Below are 15989 nucleotides of genomic sequence, written 5' to 3'. Positions count from 1 at the left end.
GCAGGTCACCAGCCTGCGCCTTTTTCTTTCTGCGCTGCCGTGCAATGCCTCTGCTGTCTGTTGCCATTTCGGAGCTGAGCCGGGATAGATCGGGAAAGAAGAGGGAGCAGCGCAGCATGCAGGGTTTCAGATCGATCGGGATTGCCTCCGTGGTTCTGGCGGCGATGCTGTGGGGCACCACCGGGACCGTGCAGACCCTTTTGCCCGAAGGCCGTGACCCGCTGGCGGTGGGCGCCCTGCGGCTGATCTTTGGCGCGGCGGGGCTGGTTCTGATGGCGCTGATACAGAGTGCGAGCCGTCGCGGCCTGCTGCGCCTGCCTCTGCGCGGGGTGTTCTTCGCCGGTGTCGCCATCGGCGGCTACAACCTGTTCTTCTTCTACGCGGTGACCCTGGCCGGGGTGGGGATCGGCACGGCGGTAGCCATCGGCAGCGCGCCGATCTGGGCCACCCTGTGGGAGCGCTTTGCCCTGGGCCGCAGGCCCGGTCCCTTGCGGCTTTTGGGGCAGGCGGTGTCGGTGCTGGGCGTTGGCACCCTGGGCTATGCGGGCGGCGGCGTCGAAGGGGCGCTTCTGGGCGTGGTCCTGGCGCTGATGGCGGGGGGCTGCTATGCCGCCTATTCGCTGGCCACCAGCAGCCTGAGCGGGCAGGCGCCCTCTACCGCGATTGCAGCGGCGACCTTTACCGTGGCTGCCGTGGTGACGGCGCCGGTGCTGTTTTTCGTGCCCTTGGACTGGCTGGCGGGGTCTGCGGCCTGGTCGGGGCTCATCTTCCTCGGGCTGGGGGCCACGGCACTGTCCTATGCGCTTTATACCTGGGGGCTGATGCGGGTTGCGGCCTCTACCGCCGTGACGCTGGCCCTGGCGGAACCGGTCACGGCCTGGCTGCTGGCCAGCCTGGTGGTGGCAGAGCCTGTCACCCTGCAAAGCGTGGCAGGGGCGCTGATGATCCTGGCAGGCCTGGTCGTGGTGACCCTGGTGCGCGATCAGCCGCGCGGCGGGTAACCGCGCTCTTCGTGCCGCCAGCCGCCTGGCCCGGCGATCTTGCTGATGCAGGCCTGGGCCGTGTCCCTTGATCGGGTCGGAGCCTCGGACACAGGCGAACGCGCTGGCAGATACTCCGGCGCGGTCAGATTGTCCGGTACCGGCGCCGAGATCGCCTCGCCCAGAAACTTTGGCGCATCAAAATCAAACCGGCGCAGCAGCCGGAACAGCGCACGCCGCCTGAGCGCCGCCTCTTCCTTGTCGAGCACAACATGCATCATGGTCAGGTCCCCACACCCAAGAGATACCTTGAACCTGCCACCCAAGTGGCAAACAGAAGGTTTCCGGGCACAGGGGATAATGCCGAGAGTTTTCTCTTTATTAATGTTAGATAACGGCGTTTTTACATCTGAACGAGCAATCAGGACGCCGCCAGAAGCGGGCGCGCCTCGGCAAAGGACAACAGGCGTCGGCTGTCTTCGTCCCAGAGATGTAGGCGCGCATTGGCCAGGCTTTCGCGGATGGTCATGCGGTTGCTTTCGGCCAGTTCCTGATGGTCGCGCAGCACTTCGGTCAGCCGGTAGAAGGGGATGCGGCTGTAAAGGTGATGCACGTGATGGATGCCGATATTGGCGCTGAACCACTGCAGAATGGCGGGCAGCTGGTAGTAGGAACTGCCGTGCAGAGCGGATTCATGCAATTGCCAGTCGGGATCGTGATCCCAGTTGGTGTGTTCAAACTGGTGCTGCACGTAGAACAGCCAGACGCCGATGGTGGCCGCCAAGAGCGTCGTCGGCAGGAAGATCAGTACCAGGGGCTGCCAGCCGCCGAAGTACCAGATCGTCAGCAGGGCCGCGGCAATGGCCAGGTTGGTGAGCATGGCGCTGACCCAGTATTTGGCGCTGTCCATCAGCCCCAGCGGAATGCGGTTCTGCAACAGGAACAGGTAGCCGGGGCCGATGCCGAACAGCACCAGCGGGTTGCGATAGAGGCGATAGACCAGCCGCTGGAAGCGCCCCATGGCGCGATATTCGGCCAGGGTCAGCGTGTGCACATCGCCCATGCCGCGCTTGTCCAGGTTGCCGGTGGCGCTGTGGTGGATCGAATGGGTGCGCCGCCAGACATCATAGGGGGTCAGGGTGATCACCCCCATCACACGTCCCATCCAGTCGCTGACACCGCGGCTGGGGAAAAAGGCACCATGGCCGCAATCGTGCTGGATCGCAAAGAGCCGCACCAGGAAACCGGCATTCACAAGCGAGATACCAAAGGCCAGCCAGTAGCTGATCGACAGGCTCCACCAGGCGAGCCCCCAAAGCAGCAGAAAGGGAACAACCGTCGCGGCCAGTTCAAAGGCGCTGCGCAGGCGGTTGGGGTCGCGGTAGCTGGCAAGGGTCTTGACCCAGTCGCGGGCAGCGGTTGCGCCGCGTTGGGAGCTTGGTCGATCGGTTTTGTCGGTCATGCGCCTGTCGTCTTGTGTTTGTTGCTGCCCGGATACCTGAGTAGATGGCTATAGCAAGCAGAATTTGAAACTCGGTTATCACCATAACGGGAGAAGCACAGCATGCTTGCCCGGCTGAAGGGCCGCTGGTCCAAGCTGAAATCACATGCAATATTCTGATTTTGTTGAGCAAACGAGGGCCGCAAATGCGCGAAATCGCCCTGAGGCGGAGACAATGCGCCGCAACCGGGCATGGGCGGAAATCTGCAAATAATCCGCAAAAGAAGATGAGCCGCCCCAAAGGGGGCGGCTCAAACCGGTTGATCTTTTCACCTCCGGTGATCCTGGCTCAGCCGTAGATCAGGCGCGGTAGCCAGGTGATGATCTCGGGGAAGACCATGCAGAGCACCAGACCGACGATCTGCAGGCCCAGGAAGGGCAGGGCCGATTTGAAGATATCCGACATCGGGATCTCGGCCGGGGCCACGCCGCGCAGGTAGAACAACGCATAGCCGAAGGGCGGCGACAGGAAGCTCATCTGCATGTTGACGAGGTAAAGCACCCCGAACCACAGCACCAGATCGGCCTCGGAAGCCAGGCCAAAGGCCTCGGGACCCATCGCCTTGATGATCGGCACGAAGATCGGCACGCACAACAGCAGGATGCCGACCCAGTCCAGGAACATGCCCAGGATCACCAGCACGAACATCATGATGATCAGGATGCCCCAGGGGCCAAAGCCCGTCGCCTCAAGCGCCGATTGCACGAACTGCTGGCCGCCCTCCAGCACGTAGAGGCCCACGAAAATCGTGGCGCCGAACATGATCCAGATCACCATGGCGCTGGCCTTGAGCGTGCCGATCGAGGCCTCGCGCACCGTCTGCCAGTCCAGCTTGCGGTGGATGGCTGCAACGATGAAGGCGCCGAAGGTGCCAATGCCGGCCGCTTCCACCGGGGTTGCAACGCCGGTGAAGATGACGCCCAGAACGATCACGATCAGGGCGATGGGTGCCGACATATTGCCCATCAGGCGCATCTTCTCGGCAAAGCTGACGCGCTCTTCCACCGGGATCGGCGGGCCAAGGGTCGGGTTGATGGTGGAGCGTGCGATGACGTAGAGCACATAGGTGCCCGACAAGAGCAGGCCCGGGAAGACCGCGCCGATGAACAGCTCACCCACGGATTGTTCCGCCACCACCGCATAGATGATCGCCAGGATCGACGGCGGGATCAGGATGCCGAGCGTGCCGCCCGCCATGATCGAGCCCATGGCGATCTTCGGGTCATAGCCGCGTTTCAGCATGGCGGGCAGGGCGATGATGCCCATGGTCACCACGGCGGCGCCGATCACGCCCACCATGGCCGCCAGCACGGTCGAGGCGATGATGGTTGCCGCCGCAAGCCCGCCTTTGACGCCACCAAGGACCTTGTAGATCACATCGAACATGTCGTTGATGATCCCGGCCCTTTCCAGCATCGAGGCCATGAAGATGAAGAGCGGGATCGCCGAGAGCTGATAGTTGGTCATCAGCGGGAAGATCCGGCTTGGCACGATATTGAGTGCGCGCTCGTCTCCCAAAACGTAGAGGAAGACGCAAGCCAGGCCCCCGGTCACAAAGGCCAGCGGCAGCCCTGCCATCAGGAGGGCCAGGAGCGAGCCGAACATGATGAGTGTCAGCCACTCGATTCCAATTTCCAGACCCATGACTTAGGCCCCTTTCACGATTGCGCGCACGTCCTGCGCGAGCTTGGAAACACCCTGAAGGACCAGCAGCAGGCCGCCGATCACCATGACCCATTTCATCGGCCACAGCGGGATTTCCCATTCATTGAAGCTGATCTCGCCCCAGCGGATATTCGGATCGGTCCACTGTGCCAGGTTCAAGCTGCCCAGCATCTCACCAAAGCCAATATCGCCGCGCGCCCATTCGGACACCACGCCGTTGCCGGTGGCCACCGCATTTGCGTCCAGTGCGAACTTGTAGCCGGTGAACAGAAGGGTGAAGGCGAAGATGAAGAAGAAGATCGAGGTCACCAGATCCGCCCAGGCCCGTTTCGGGCGCGACAGAGGGGCGTAGAAGATATCCACCCGTACATGCGCCTCGGTCAGCATCGCGTAAGATCCGGCAATCAGGTACTGCATGCCGAACATCAGATACATGGCTTCATGCGCCCAGTTGGTGGGCGAGCCGAAGACATAGCGGCTGATCACTTCGAAGTAGTAGACAAAGACCGCGATCACCGCCCAGTAGCTGACGAACTCACCCGCCATCAGCGAGGTGCGGTCGATCCAGCCGGTCCAACCCGTTGAAACATGGCTAGAATCCTCGACGTTTTCCGCCTCTTCCAGCTCCCGCAGGGCCTTTTCGGCCTCGGTTTCCGGCTCTTCCTCGGGCAGGTTTGCGTTGGCGCGGCGCACCAGGCCCGGCATCAGCACTGCATCCACCAGCATCGCTGCCAGCAGCACATAAAGCGCATAGGCGCCGACCCGGTTCCAGAAGGCCATGGTTTCGCCAGCAACCTCCAGCGCGGGGGCTGCGGTCTCAAGGTCGGTCTTGGCTGCGGTGATCCGCTCGCGCCCGTCCTCGATGCGTTTTTCGGCGCGGGTGATGTTCTTTTCCGCGCGCCGCTGGGCGAAGGAGCCTTCCTCGGCGGCGGCCAGCTCTGCGCGCAGGTCGGGCATATCCGCTTCGGCGGCGGCAACGCGGCCCTCTTCACGCTCCAGCGTGCGTTCCGCCTGGCGCACCACGTTGGAGGCGTCCGACAGGATGCTGCGGGCCTCCTGTCCGTTGGAATTGGCGATCAGGATCAGCACGAAGACCGGAATGAAGGCCAGTCCCAACAGGCTGCGCAGATAGAACCGGTGCAGACCCAGCATGCCGCCGGTCACCAGAATGAAATAGCCCAGGGCATTGGTGTATGTGCTGGGGCCGGTTTTTGGCCGTCTGGCCAGAACCATGGCCACCATTGGGAAGACGATCAGTCCCACCCAATAGGCCCAATGGGGCAAGGAAACATCGAGACTGGGCATGGGTTCCCCCGTTATTGTCGGTGATGAGTGGTGTCACAAACGGACCCGCACGCGATGTGCGGGTCCGTCGTGTTTGCATTTGTCGTGGGCTGGATTACAGATCCAGCGACATGCCTTCGGTCAGGGCCGGGTCGACATAGCCAAGCGAACCGGACTGCATGTAATCCAGGATCGTCTTGAAGACGCGGGCGCTGGACTTGTCGCGGTTGGCGTATTTGAACCAGACCGGAACGGCGACCTCGGTCATCAGCTCCACATCGTCCTGGCTGAGGCGGGTGACCTCGGTGCCATCGGCCTCGAACTTCTTCCAGGCTTCCTGGTCGGCGGCCTGGATCGCGGCGTGGTGCATGTCGGAATAGACGTGGGTTTCCATCTCGACGAACTGCTGCATCTGCGGCGACAGCGCGTTCCAGCTGTCCATGCCCACGGTCAGGTCCATGATGTCCACCGGCTGATAGAGCGACATGAAGCCCGGAGGGCCCATGACGATATAGTCGGTCACCTGGCTGAAGCCGAGCGAGTAGTTCACCGCCGGACCCACGTAGTCGGCCACGTCGATGGTGCCCTTCTCCAGCGCCGGGAAGATTTCCGAACCGGGCAGAACGGTGGTTTCGGCGCCGATCTCGGTGAAGATCTCGGCGACCATGCCGCCGGGCAGGCGCATCTTGCGGCCGCGGAAATCGTCGATCGAGCGGATCGGCACCTTGGAGTGGATGATGTTCGGGCCGTGGTGGATCGGGCCGACGAAATGCATGCCCTGCGCCTTGTAGAGCTCGCGCGCCATGTCGATGCCGCCAAGCCCGTAGTAGAAGACGTCATATTCATGCGGGTTGCGCAGCCCCAGCGGGAAGGACGACAGGAAGACCGCCGCCGGAATGATCCCTTGCGCGTAGATGGTGAAGGGGTTCACCGCGTCCAGAACGCCGTTCTTCACCGCGTCATACAGCTGGAAATCACCCACGACGTCATTGGCGCCGAAGGGCTGGAAGGCCAGCTCGCCACCGGTCTTTTCGGCGATGGTGCCGCACCAGTCCTTAAAGATCTGCAGACCCGCGCCACCGGGCCAGGATGTCTGCACTTTCCAGGTTTTGGTCTGACCTGCAGCCGTTGCAAGGCTCGGAGCGGCCAGGCCGGCAGCTCCCAGACCGGCAAGACCCGTCAGCGCGCGACGGCGCGATACGATTTTTGACATGATTTTATTCCTCCCTTTGCCTGTCTTGCGACAGTTCAGCCCGCGCCAACCCTGGCGCAGACAGTGACATTTTAGGGGGCGTATTTCAGATTTTCAAAATCATATGTGTTGTTTTTTCGCGCAGTCCCGACCGGTCGCGATTAAGGATCTGATTTTCGAAGAAGATTGCTGTATAGGGCGAGTTCAAAAATTGGACTGTTTTTTTTACCAAAATGCGGAGTGGACATTTTGACGATATTCAGGGCCGGAAAAATGAGGGTAATTGCCATAATGTCCGCATCTTGAGGGGCGAGTATGGCCGTGCCGAAGGGGGTGAATCGAGCACTTCCTGGTTGTGCGTGACCCGGCGCGGCTACCCCGATATTTATATTTTGGTCGTTAAGGGCTATTGAACCAGTTGTTAGCATACTGTCCGAGCTAGCGGTTTAGGTGTGTCCGGCGATTTCAAGAGGCTTTAAATGGTGGTGGTTCTCGATGGCCGTGCCGATGTGCGTGGTGTTCTGCGCGGTGTCTTCAACCGCACCTACCTGCCAATCCTGGTCACCCTGGCCGTGCTGGTCGGCGCTTGGGTGTTTGCCGAACGCCAGAATTCCATCATCTTTCAACAAGGTCTAAGGGCGCAGGTGCAGAATGAAGCCGGCCTGATCCGCTCCCGCCTCGAGGGCGTTCTGAGCGCCGATATCCAATTGGTGCGGGGGTTGGTCGGGGTCTTGTCCACCGAGCCTGACATGTCGCAGCAGCGGTTTTCCGAACTTGGCACACATATTATCGGGGATCATGGCGAGATCACCCATGTGGCCGCCGCCCCGGACCTGGTGATTACCCGTATTCATCCCTTGGCGGGAAACGAGGAGGCTCTGGGTCTGGACCTGACCAAGAATGAGGCGCAGCACAAGGCGGCCAATCAGGTCAGGGACAGTGGCAAGATGGTCCTGGCCGGTCCTTTGACCCTGGTACAGGGCGGGCGTGCCTTCATCGCACGCTTCCCGATTTTCACCCGCACCGGCGAGGAGCGGCAGTTCTGGGGGATCTTGTCCGCGGTAATGGACGAGCAGGGGGTCTATGAGGCCGCCGGGCTGAACGATCCGGGGCTTGGTATTGAGGTGGCGCTGATCGGCAAGGACGGGCAGGGCGCGCAGGGAGAGTTGTTCTTTGGCTCCGCGGATGTCCTGGCGGGCGATCCGGTGCTGATGGATATCACCCTGCCGGAGGGCCGTTGGTTGTTGGCTGCGCGTCCGAAGGGGGGGTGGAGTGTTGTACCCGGCAACCGCTGGGCCTTGCGTTTGTCCTTGCTGCTGGGCAGTGCGCTGGTGCTCATCCCGATCATCATGGCCAGTCGGATGTCCGCCGCGCGTCGGCAGGCGATCGAGAAGCTCAAGCGCCGCGAGCGCGAGTTGGAGACCCTGTCTCGGCGCCTGGAAATCGCGGTGGAGACCTCCAAGATCGGGATTTGGGAGATGGAGGTGGAAACCGGTGAACTGATCTGGGACCGGCGTATGCTGGAGCTCTACGGGGTGCAGTGCAAGGATCGCAAGATGACCTTTGCCGACTGGAAGGAGTGCCTGCACCCGGATGATCGCCAGGCCGCTGTCGAAACCTTCTGGCGCGCCACCCAGGACGGTGCGAACTACCAGTCCGAGTATCGGGTTCTGCTCGACAATGGTGAGGAGAAGTACATTCGGGCCCTGGGCTGTGTCTACTTCGATTTCGCCGGGCGGCAGCGCGTGATCGGGGTCGATTGGGATGTATCCTGGGATGTGCATCTGCGCGAGGAGCTGATCCGCGCCAACCGGGCCTTGACCCAGCGCAACAGTGAATTGATGGAGGCAAAGCTTGCCGCCGAGCAGGCCGACCGGGCAAAGACCGAATTCCTGGCCAATATGAGCCATGAAATCCGCACCCCCATGAACGGCATTCTTGGCATGGCGGACCTGCTGGCCGAGAAAGAGCTGCCTCAGGAGGAACGGCTCTTTGTCGACACCATCCGGGACTCCTCGAACGGATTGTTGAAGATCATCAACGACATTCTGGACTTGTCGCGCCTGGAGGCCGACAAGCTTGAGATCACGCCCACGGATTTCGACTTGCGCAGCTGTATCGTGCACGCCGCCAACCTTCTGCGCCCAAGGCCGAGAGCAAGGGCCTGGCGTTGAAGGTCGAACTCGATCCGGCCATGCCTCAGCGCATGCACGGGGATGATTCCCGTCTGCGTCAGATCCTGGTCAATCTGGTCGGCAATGCGGTGAAATTCACTGCCAAGGGCGAGGTCATTCTGCGCGCCGAGATCTCGCCGGTCACCCCCAACCGGCTGGTGGTTGAGGTCGAGGACACCGGCATCGGGATCACCGAAAGTCAGGCAGAGCGTATCTTCGACAGGTTTTCCCAGGCCGATGCTGCCACGACACGCGCCTTTGGCGGCACCGGGCTGGGCCTGACCATTTCAAGGATCCTGGCCAACAGAATGGGGGGCGACATCACCCTCTGCCGCGACAAGACGCAGGGTCAGGGGGCCTGTTTCCGCCTTGAAGTGCAGCTGGAGCCAGAGCAGACGCCGCTCGGCGAGCGGCAGGAGGAAGCCGTGCCGCAAGTGGATCTTGAGGTTCTGCGCGGCAGTCGCATCGTCCTGGCCGAAGACAACCGCACCAATCGGCTGCTGGTGCGAAAATACCTGTCCGGGCTTCCTGTGGACTGCAAGGAGGTGGAAAACGGTCGCGAAGCGGTGGAGCTGTGCCGGGCCGAAATGCCGGATTTCGTGCTGATGGATATGTCCATGCCGGAGCTCGACGGCGCGGCGGCCACCCGCGAGATCCGCGCGCTGGAAGGCCCGCAGCCGGTGATCGTGGCGCTGACCGCGAATGCCTTTGATAGCCACAGAAAGGCCTGTCTTGACGCCGGCATGGATCATTTCCTGCAAAAGCCGATCCGCAAGGCCGTTCTCCTGGAGGCCCTCGCCACTCTGCGGGCCGCGCGTCTTGCAGACCGTCCGGAACCGGCGAATATCGGCTAGTCGCAATGGCGATTAGCTTGGGCGCGCGCTGGTCTCCTGTCTCGTCAACCACTGCGTCAGCCTGTGTTTCCCCTCTTCGCTGGCAGCCAGCAATGGCAGGCCCCGGGCCAGGAAGCAGGCAATCGCCGTGGCCAGGCTGCAGCCGGTCCCCCTGGCGCCCTGCGGTTGCCGTGGCGCGCGCAAAACATCCACGGTGCCGGGGCGGAACAGGTAGTCCAAGCACTCCTGTCCGCTGCCATGGCCGCCTTTGATCAGAACGGCTGCGGGCCCCGGTTGCGATGCGGTGCCCAGCAAACTGATGGCCTGTCGTTGCAGGTCGTCGGGGTCCTCGCTGACCGGCTTTTGCGCCAGCGCTGCGCTTTCGGTCAGGTTCGGGGTCAGCAGGCTCACCCGCCCCCAAAGGGGAGACAGGCTCTGCCGGTTTCCAAGGTCACCGCCGGAAGAGCTCTTGAGCACGGGATCCAACACCACCGGCACCCGTGGCGGCAGATGCGCCGCGATCGCCAGGGCGGCCTCTGCGGTGCCGAGCATGCCGATCTTGACGGCATCGACCGGCGCCTCATCCAGGCTGGCGCGCATCTGTTCGACGATAATCGGGACGGGCAGCGGCAAGGCGCTGCGCAGGGCTGCGCTGGTCTGTGCGGTCACAGCGGTCACCACCGGGGCGACGCGGCAGCCCAGCTCGGCGGCCGTGGCGGTGTCGCGCGTCAGCCCGGCGCCGCCGCTGGAATCGGTTCCGGCAATCACCAGGATGCGTGGCGCCGCAGTCATGTCGCCGCCACGGCCAGCAGGGCCAGATGGTCATATCCACGCTGCTGCAACTGCCGCGCGGCCCGCCAGGCCCTTTGGCCCGAGTGGCAGCACAGGACGATCCGCCGGTCTTTCGGGAGGTTTTCCGCCGCAAGTGCCTGCAGCGGCAGGCGCCTGGCCTGTGGTGCCGCAGCTGTGGCGGCTTCTTCCGGGGGGCGCAGATCGATGACATAATCGCCGTCGTCGATGGTGTCGGGGGCGATAAAGGCAAATCCGTCGGCAGGTTCTTCCGCATCGTCAAAGCGAAAGCCCGACAGCCTGAGGTCCGCCATGTCCAGCGAGATTACCTGGCCAAGAGGCGAGGGGGCATGGCCGAGCAAGACCTTCAGCGCCATCTGCGCCTGCAGCGCGCCGATCGCCCCCACCAGCGGCCCCATGACGCCGAGGCTGGCGCAGGTAGCGCCGCTGTCGGGGGGATCGGGAAACAGCGCCCGCAGGGAGGGCGCGCCGTCGCAGAACCCGCCCACATAGCCCCTCTGCCCCAGGGCGGAGGCAGTGATCAGCGGTGTGCCCTGCGCGTGGCAGTGATCCGACAGGATGTAGGAGGCCGCGATGGTATCCGCGCCATCCAGCACCAGATCGGCGCGGGCGATGGCGGCGGCGGCATTCTCTGGCGTCAGCGCGCTGCCGATTGCATGCAGATTCAGGGCAGGATGAGCCTTTTGCAGGTGGCGCCGGGCCGCCGCGACCTTGGGCAGGCCGATGTCGCCCATATGATAGAGCGGCTGGCGGTGCAGGTTGCTTTCCTCCACAACATCCGGGTCCATCAGGGTGATCTCCCCAACACCGGCCCCGGCCAGATAGCTCAAGGCCGGACAGCCAAGCCCACCGGCGCCAACAATCAGAACATGGGCCGTTGCAAGCCTCGCCTGGCCGCTGGCGCCCACCTCGGGCAGGGCGATCTGGCGCGCGTATCGGTCTATCCTGTTCATCGGCCGCAGGCCCTGATCCAGTCCCGGGTGCGGGCCTCCGGGTCGGCGGCCTGCTGGATATCCGTCACCACCGCCGCGCTGTCGGCCCCGGCGGCAAAGACGCCGGGCAGGCGTTCGGGCGTAAGCCCGCCGATGGCCACCAGGGGCGTGTTGCCGGCAAGAGCTTTCCAACGCCGCAGCCGCTCCAGCCCCTGCGGCGGCCATTTCATCTGTTTGAGCTGGGTTGGATAGACCGGCCCAAGGGCCACATAGGCCGGGTCATGGGACAGGGCGCGCTCAAGCTCGCCCTCGTCATGGGTCGAAAGACCATAACGCAGCCCGGCGCGGCGCAGGGCGGCAAAATCCGCCGTGTCCATGTCCTCCTGGCCGAGGTGAACGAAGCTGCAGTTGAGATCCAGCGCCGCCTGCCAGTGGTCGTTCACCACCAGCTGCGCGCCATGCACCGCGCAGAGATCGCGCGCACGGGCGATCTGGCGGCGCACTTCGGCCTCGGGCTGGTTCTTGACGCGCAACTGCACCAGTTTCACCCCCTGCGGCACCAGCAGCTCCAATCGGCCGACATGGCCCACGATCAGGTAAAACCGCTCCATCACATCAACTCCGCCAGACCTAGAACCGGGGTGGAGGGCACCCCCATGTCACGCCGTTCCATTGGCTCGGCTTCGAACCCGGCGCGTCCGGCCCGCAGGGCCAGATCCATGGCGCGGGCCATGGCCACGGGATCGCCCGCCTTGGCCACGGCCGTGTTCATCAGGACCCCGTCCATGCCCAGTTCCATTGCCTCTGCCGCATCCGAGGGGCGACCGATGCCCGCATCGACGATCAGCGGCACCTTCGGAAAATGCGCCCGCATCGCCTTGAGCCCGTCGCGGCGGAGCAACCCCTGACCCGATCCGATCGGTGCGCCCCAGGGCATCAGCACCTCGCAGCCCGCCTCGATCAGCCGCTCGCCGACCACCAGATCCTCGGTCGTATAGGGAAAGACCTGGAAGCCTTCGGCGCTGAGGATCCGCGCGGCTTCCACCAGGGCAAAGACATCCGGTTGCAGCGTGTCGCCGTGGCCGATCACTTCCAGCTTGATCCAGGGGGTGCCAAAGACCTCCCGCGCCATATGGGCGGTGGTCACCGCATCACGTACCGTGTGGCAGCCGGCGGTATTGGGCAGGATCCGGACAGACAGGTCCTGCAGCATGTCCCAGAAGGCAGCCCCGGATCCGCCTGCGCTTTCGCGGCGCAGGGAGGTGGTAATCACCTCGCAGCGGCTGTGATGGATCGCCTCCAGCAAGACCTGGGGTGAGGGGTATTGCGCGGTTCCGAGCAACAGCCGCGAGGTCAGCTCAACACCATAGAGTTCCATCTCTCAGCCTCCCTGCATCGGGGCGAGGACTTCCAGCCGGTCGCCATCGGATAAGGTCGTGTCAACGCGTTTCGCACGCGAAACAAATTGTCCGTTCAGCGCCGTTGCAATCGCAGGGCTGGTGAGGCCCAGCTCCTGCAGCGCCGCATCCAGGGTCTCCGCGCGGATCTCACGCGGTTCTGCGTTCACGATGATCTGCATCTTCAGTCTCCGGTATCAGTATCTCTGCCGCGCGCGCGGCCATGGCCGGCGCCAGCAGAAAGCCGTGGCGATACAGCCCGTTGAGGAACAATGTGCCGTCTTGCCAGATCAGCTGTGGCAGGTTGTTTGCAAAGGCGGGGCGCAGGCCTGCGCCTAGCTCGACAACCGAGGCCTCGGCCAGGCCCGGGTGCAGGGCATAGGCGGCGTTCATCAGCTCGCTGAGGGCGCGCAAAGTGGGCGGGCAGGTGGCGCTGCTTTCCACCATGGTGGCGCCCAGCATGACGTGCTGACCCTCCCGCGGTACCAGGTAGATGGGGATGCGCGGATGCAGCAGGCGCAGGGTGCGGCGTATCTCCACCCCCGGCGCATGCAGGATCGCCATTTCCCCGCGCACCGGGCGCAGGCCGTGCAAGGGCGCGTTCATGCCGGTGCAGTCGAGCGTCACCCGCTTTGGGGCGGTTGTGTCCAGATGGATCGTCACGCCCATCTCCTCAACCCGCCGGGCCAGGTCGATCAGCGCCCTGCGCGGGTCCAGATGGCCTTCCTGGGCAAAGTGAAGACCGGTGCGGAACCGGCCAGCGAGGTCCGGCTCAAGTGCTGCGATCTGCGTCTCGTCAACCACCTCATGTGCTTCGGTGCGTTTGGCAAAACGGGTGAGTTCGGCCCGGTCGCGGGCAGGCGCCAAGACCAGCGTGCCGCGCCGGACCACCGGGGTGATCTGGGCCCACCAGTCGAGGGCGCGGCTGCCGAGGGTGATCACTTGCGCTTCGGTGCTTTCACCCTCGCACCAGGGGGCGAGCATCCCGCCTGCGTAGCGCGAAACACTGCCCTCGCCGATGCGCGCGCTGCGTTCATAGATGGTTACCCTTGCGCCGCGCCGGGCCAGCTCATGCGCGCAAGCCAGCCCGGCAAGGCCCGCACCTGCGATGGTGATCATGCGCCCGCGTCCTCTGCGTCCTTCACCGGCACATAAAGGTCGCCGCCCTCGCGGAACTTGGCCGCCATCGCCTCCATGCCTTCCTTCTGGGCCTCGGCACGGATGTCGTGGCTGATCCGCATGGAGCAGAATTTCGGCCCGCACATGGAACAGAAATGCGCCACCTTATGCGCTTGTTTAGGCAGGGTGGCGTCGTGGAAATCGCGCGCCGTATCGGGATCGAGCGAGAGGTTGAACTGATCCTCCCAGCGGAATTCGAAGCGCGCTCGGCTCAGCGCATCATCGCGCCTTTGCGCCCCCGGCAGACCCTTGGCCAGATCGGCGGCATGGGCGGCGATCTTGTAGGTGATGACGCCGGTTTTGACGTCGTCACGGTCGGGAAGACCCAGGTGTTCCTTCGGCGTCACGTAGCAGAGCATGGCACAACCGAACCAACCGATCATGGCAGCCCCGATGCCGGAGGTGATATGGTCATAGCCCGGCGCGATATCGGTGGTGAGGGGGCCAAGCGTGTAAAAGGGCGCCTCGTGGCAGCACTCCAACTGCTTGTCCATGTTCTCCTTGATCTTGTGCATGGCCACATGGCCCGGGCCTTCGATCATCACCTGGCAGTCCTTGGCCCAGGCGATCTGGGTCAGCTCGCCCAGGGTTTCCAGCTCGGCAAATTGCGCCTCATCATTGGCATCGGCAATCGATCCGGGGCGCAGCCCATCACCAAGCGAGAAGGACACATCGTACCTGCGGCAGATGTCGCAGATATCTTCGAAATGCTCATAGAGGAAGCTTTCCCTGTGGTGATGCAGGCACCATTTCGCCATGATCGAGCCGCCCCGGCTGACGATCCCTGTGACGCGATTGACCGTCATTGGAACCATATGCAGACGTACGCCTGCATGGATGGTGAAATAGTCCACGCCCTGTTCGGCCTGTTCGATCAGCGTGTCGCGGAACACCTCCCAGGTCAGGTCCTCGGCAATGCCGTTCACCTTTTCCAGCGCCTGGTAGATCGGAACGGTGCCGATGGGCACGGGGGAGTTGCGGATGATCCATTCGCGGGTGTTGTGGATGTTGCGCCCGGTCGACAGATCCATCACCGTATCGGCGCCCCAGCGGATCGCCCAGACCAACTTGTCCACCTCTTCCTCCATTGAGGAGGTGACGGCCGAGGTGCCCATGTTGGCGTTGATCTTCACCAGGAAATTGCGGCCGATGATCATCGGCTCCAGCTCGGGGTGGTTGATATTGGCGGGGATGATGGCACGGCCTGCGGCGATTTCCTGGCGGACGAATTCCGGAGTCACATAGTCCGGGATATTGGCGCCCCAGTCGTTGCCATCGCGATGGCAGGGCGCGGTTTCGCGCAGCTGGTTTTCGCGGATGGCGACGAACTCCATTTCCGGCGTGATCAGGCCCGCGCGGGCATAGGCGAGCTGCGTGACGGCCTTGTTTCCCGTGGCGCGCAGGGGGGCAGGGCGATGTGGGAATTCTGGCGTCAGCCGATCGCCTTGGGCAAAGCCGTTGTCCTCGGGCTTGATGTCGCGGCCCTGGTAGTCCTCCACGTCCCCACGTGCGCGGATCCAGTCGCGGCGCAGGGTAGGCAGTCCCTGGCGGATGTCGGTGGTGTGATCGGGATCTGTGTAGGGGCCGGAGCTGTCATAGACCGGCAGCGGAGCTTCGCCTGCCGTGGGGTGGGTCGAGATCTCGCGCATCGGCACGCGGATCTGTTGGTGGATCTCGCCCGGCACGTAGATCTTTTGCGATGCGGGCAGCGGGCCGGTGGTCACGCTGGGCGCGATCTTTGGGTCTTGATGGGTCATGCGGTGCTCCTCGAAGCCAAACTTCAAAAAAGACACCAGATGAGGTTTGGACGGGGAAACGCGGAACGGATGTACCCACCGTTCGGTTCAGACTGCGCATTTTGGGCCTGTACGGGGCCGTTGGCTGCGCATCCTAGCTTCCTACGCCAGTGTCAACTGGGTCAGGTTCAAAGGGTCGCGTCACCGGTTGGAGTTGCCTCCGCCCTGTCTGCCTCTCAGTCCCCTTGGCGGGACTCCCCTGCGTGCTTTCACACCTAGAAGAGCGCCCCGGGGGACGTCAAGGG

The 15989-nt window shown here is 63.5% G+C and carries 15 protein-coding genes and 1 riboswitch; of the genes, 3 read left to right on the top strand and 12 right to left on the bottom strand.

The window, feature by feature from the left end:
- Positions 1–116 precede the first annotated feature (116 nt).
- Positions 117–1001, top strand: a complete 885-nt coding sequence (locus tag PXK07_RS11255) for a DMT family transporter (RefSeq protein ID WP_274848354.1) — start codon at positions 117–119, stop codon at positions 999–1001.
- Here the strand turns inward: PXK07_RS11255 and PXK07_RS11250 are convergent.
- The 5 genes from PXK07_RS11250 to dctP form a co-directional block, all read right to left on the bottom strand.
- Entirely contained in the window at positions 983–1261 is a 279-nt protein-coding gene (locus PXK07_RS11250) for a hypothetical protein (RefSeq protein ID WP_274848353.1), read from the bottom strand. The two genes, PXK07_RS11255 and PXK07_RS11250, sit on opposite strands and share 19 nt — an antisense overlap.
- A gap of 140 nt (positions 1262–1401) precedes the next feature.
- Positions 1402–2442, bottom strand: a complete 1041-nt coding sequence (locus PXK07_RS11245) for a fatty acid desaturase (protein ID WP_274848352.1) — start codon at positions 2440–2442, stop codon at positions 1402–1404.
- 328 nt (positions 2443–2770) lie between these two features.
- Positions 2771–4126, bottom strand: coding sequence for a TRAP transporter large permease (locus tag PXK07_RS11240; RefSeq protein ID WP_274848351.1), 1356 nt, complete (start codon positions 4124–4126; stop codon positions 2771–2773).
- 3 nt (positions 4127–4129) lie between these two features.
- A complete protein-coding gene (locus tag PXK07_RS11235) occupies positions 4130–5452 on the bottom strand; it encodes a TRAP transporter small permease subunit (protein WP_274848350.1) in 1323 nt (440 codons plus the stop codon).
- Between the two features lie 94 nt (positions 5453–5546).
- Positions 5547–6644: a TRAP transporter substrate-binding protein DctP gene (dctP, locus tag PXK07_RS11230; protein ID WP_274848349.1), complete on the bottom strand. Its 1098-nt coding sequence runs from the start codon at positions 6642–6644 to the stop codon at positions 5547–5549.
- A gap of 458 nt (positions 6645–7102) precedes the next feature.
- Here dctP and PXK07_RS11225 point away from each other — a divergent pair, with 458 nt between their 5' ends.
- Together PXK07_RS11225 and PXK07_RS18580 are read left to right on the top strand one after the other, a co-directional pair.
- Complete coding sequence (locus PXK07_RS11225; protein WP_342455870.1) at positions 7103–8797, top strand: histidine kinase dimerization/phospho-acceptor domain-containing protein; 1695 nt, start codon at positions 7103–7105, stop codon at positions 8795–8797.
- On the top strand, positions 8794–9651 hold the full coding sequence (locus tag PXK07_RS18580; protein WP_342455871.1) for an ATP-binding protein: 858 nt from the start codon (positions 8794–8796) through the stop codon (positions 9649–9651). Before PXK07_RS11225 ends, PXK07_RS18580 begins: the two co-directional genes overlap by 4 nt.
- A gap of 12 nt (positions 9652–9663) precedes the next feature.
- Here the strand turns inward: PXK07_RS18580 and thiD are convergent, their stop codons facing one another.
- From thiD to thiC, 7 genes are read right to left on the bottom strand one after another with little or no spacing between them, the layout of a single operon-like run.
- Positions 9664–10422, bottom strand: coding sequence for a bifunctional hydroxymethylpyrimidine kinase/phosphomethylpyrimidine kinase (gene thiD, locus PXK07_RS11220; protein ID WP_274848348.1), 759 nt, complete (start codon positions 10420–10422; stop codon positions 9664–9666).
- On the bottom strand, positions 10419–11393 hold the full coding sequence (locus PXK07_RS11215; RefSeq protein WP_446728374.1) for a ThiF family adenylyltransferase: 975 nt from the start codon (positions 11391–11393) through the stop codon (positions 10419–10421). Before PXK07_RS11215 ends, thiD begins: the two co-directional genes overlap by 4 nt.
- Positions 11390–11983: a thiamine phosphate synthase gene (locus PXK07_RS11210; protein WP_274848347.1), complete on the bottom strand. Its 594-nt coding sequence runs from the start codon at positions 11981–11983 to the stop codon at positions 11390–11392. The genes PXK07_RS11215 and PXK07_RS11210 overlap by 4 nt, the downstream gene beginning before the upstream one ends.
- Entirely contained in the window at positions 11983–12750 is a 768-nt protein-coding gene (locus PXK07_RS11205; protein ID WP_274848346.1) for a thiazole synthase, read from the bottom strand. Before PXK07_RS11205 ends, PXK07_RS11210 begins: the two co-directional genes overlap by 1 nt.
- A gap of 3 nt (positions 12751–12753) precedes the next feature.
- On the bottom strand, positions 12754–12951 hold the full coding sequence (gene thiS, locus PXK07_RS11200; RefSeq protein WP_274848345.1) for a sulfur carrier protein ThiS: 198 nt from the start codon (positions 12949–12951) through the stop codon (positions 12754–12756).
- A complete protein-coding gene (locus PXK07_RS11195; protein WP_274848344.1) occupies positions 12920–13888 on the bottom strand; it encodes an FAD-dependent oxidoreductase in 969 nt (322 codons plus the stop codon). The genes thiS and PXK07_RS11195 overlap by 32 nt, the downstream gene beginning before the upstream one ends.
- Complete coding sequence (gene thiC, locus PXK07_RS11190; RefSeq protein ID WP_274848343.1) at positions 13885–15705, bottom strand: phosphomethylpyrimidine synthase ThiC; 1821 nt, start codon at positions 15703–15705, stop codon at positions 13885–13887. The genes PXK07_RS11195 and thiC overlap by 4 nt, the downstream gene beginning before the upstream one ends.
- A 121-nt stretch (positions 15706–15826) precedes the next feature.
- Positions 15827–15955, bottom strand: a riboswitch (TPP riboswitch).
- Positions 15956–15989 lie beyond the last annotated feature (34 nt).

It is taken from the genome of Phaeobacter sp. QD34_24, assembly GCF_028890115.1.
Lineage (GTDB): Bacteria > Pseudomonadota > Alphaproteobacteria > Rhodobacterales > Rhodobacteraceae > Phycobacter.
This window is presented reverse-complemented; position numbering and strand designations above follow the sequence as displayed.

Coding starts and splice junctions, on each gene's coding strand:
- PXK07_RS11255 (WP_274848354.1), top strand. CDS start 117: ATGCAGGGTTTCAGATCGATCGGGATTGCCTCCGTGGTTCTGGCGGCG.
- PXK07_RS11250 (WP_274848353.1), bottom strand. CDS start 1,261: ATGATGCATGTTGTGCTCGACAAGGAAGAGGCGGCGCTCAGGCGGCGT.
- PXK07_RS11245 (WP_274848352.1), bottom strand. CDS start 2,442: ATGACCGACAAAACCGATCGACCAAGCTCCCAACGCGGCGCAACCGCT.
- PXK07_RS11240 (WP_274848351.1), bottom strand. CDS start 4,126: ATGGGTCTGGAAATTGGAATCGAGTGGCTGACACTCATCATGTTCGGC.
- PXK07_RS11235 (WP_274848350.1), bottom strand. CDS start 5,452: ATGCCCAGTCTCGATGTTTCCTTGCCCCATTGGGCCTATTGGGTGGGA.
- dctP (WP_274848349.1), bottom strand. CDS start 6,644: ATGTCAAAAATCGTATCGCGCCGTCGCGCGCTGACGGGTCTTGCCGGT.
- PXK07_RS11225 (WP_342455870.1), top strand. CDS start 7,103: ATGGTGGTGGTTCTCGATGGCCGTGCCGATGTGCGTGGTGTTCTGCGC.
- thiD (WP_274848348.1), bottom strand. CDS start 10,422: ATGACTGCGGCGCCACGCATCCTGGTGATTGCCGGAACCGATTCCAGC.
- PXK07_RS11215 (WP_446728374.1), bottom strand. CDS start 11,393: ATGAACAGGATAGACCGATACGCGCGCCAGATCGCCCTGCCCGAGGTG.
- PXK07_RS11210 (WP_274848347.1), bottom strand. CDS start 11,983: ATGGAGCGGTTTTACCTGATCGTGGGCCATGTCGGCCGATTGGAGCTG.
- PXK07_RS11205 (WP_274848346.1), bottom strand. CDS start 12,750: ATGGAACTCTATGGTGTTGAGCTGACCTCGCGGCTGTTGCTCGGAACC.
- thiS (WP_274848345.1), bottom strand. CDS start 12,951: ATGCAGATCATCGTGAACGCAGAACCGCGTGAGATCCGCGCGGAGACC.
- PXK07_RS11195 (WP_274848344.1), bottom strand. CDS start 13,888: ATGATCACCATCGCAGGTGCGGGCCTTGCCGGGCTGGCTTGCGCGCAT.
- thiC (WP_274848343.1), bottom strand. CDS start 15,705: ATGACCCATCAAGACCCAAAGATCGCGCCCAGCGTGACCACCGGCCCG.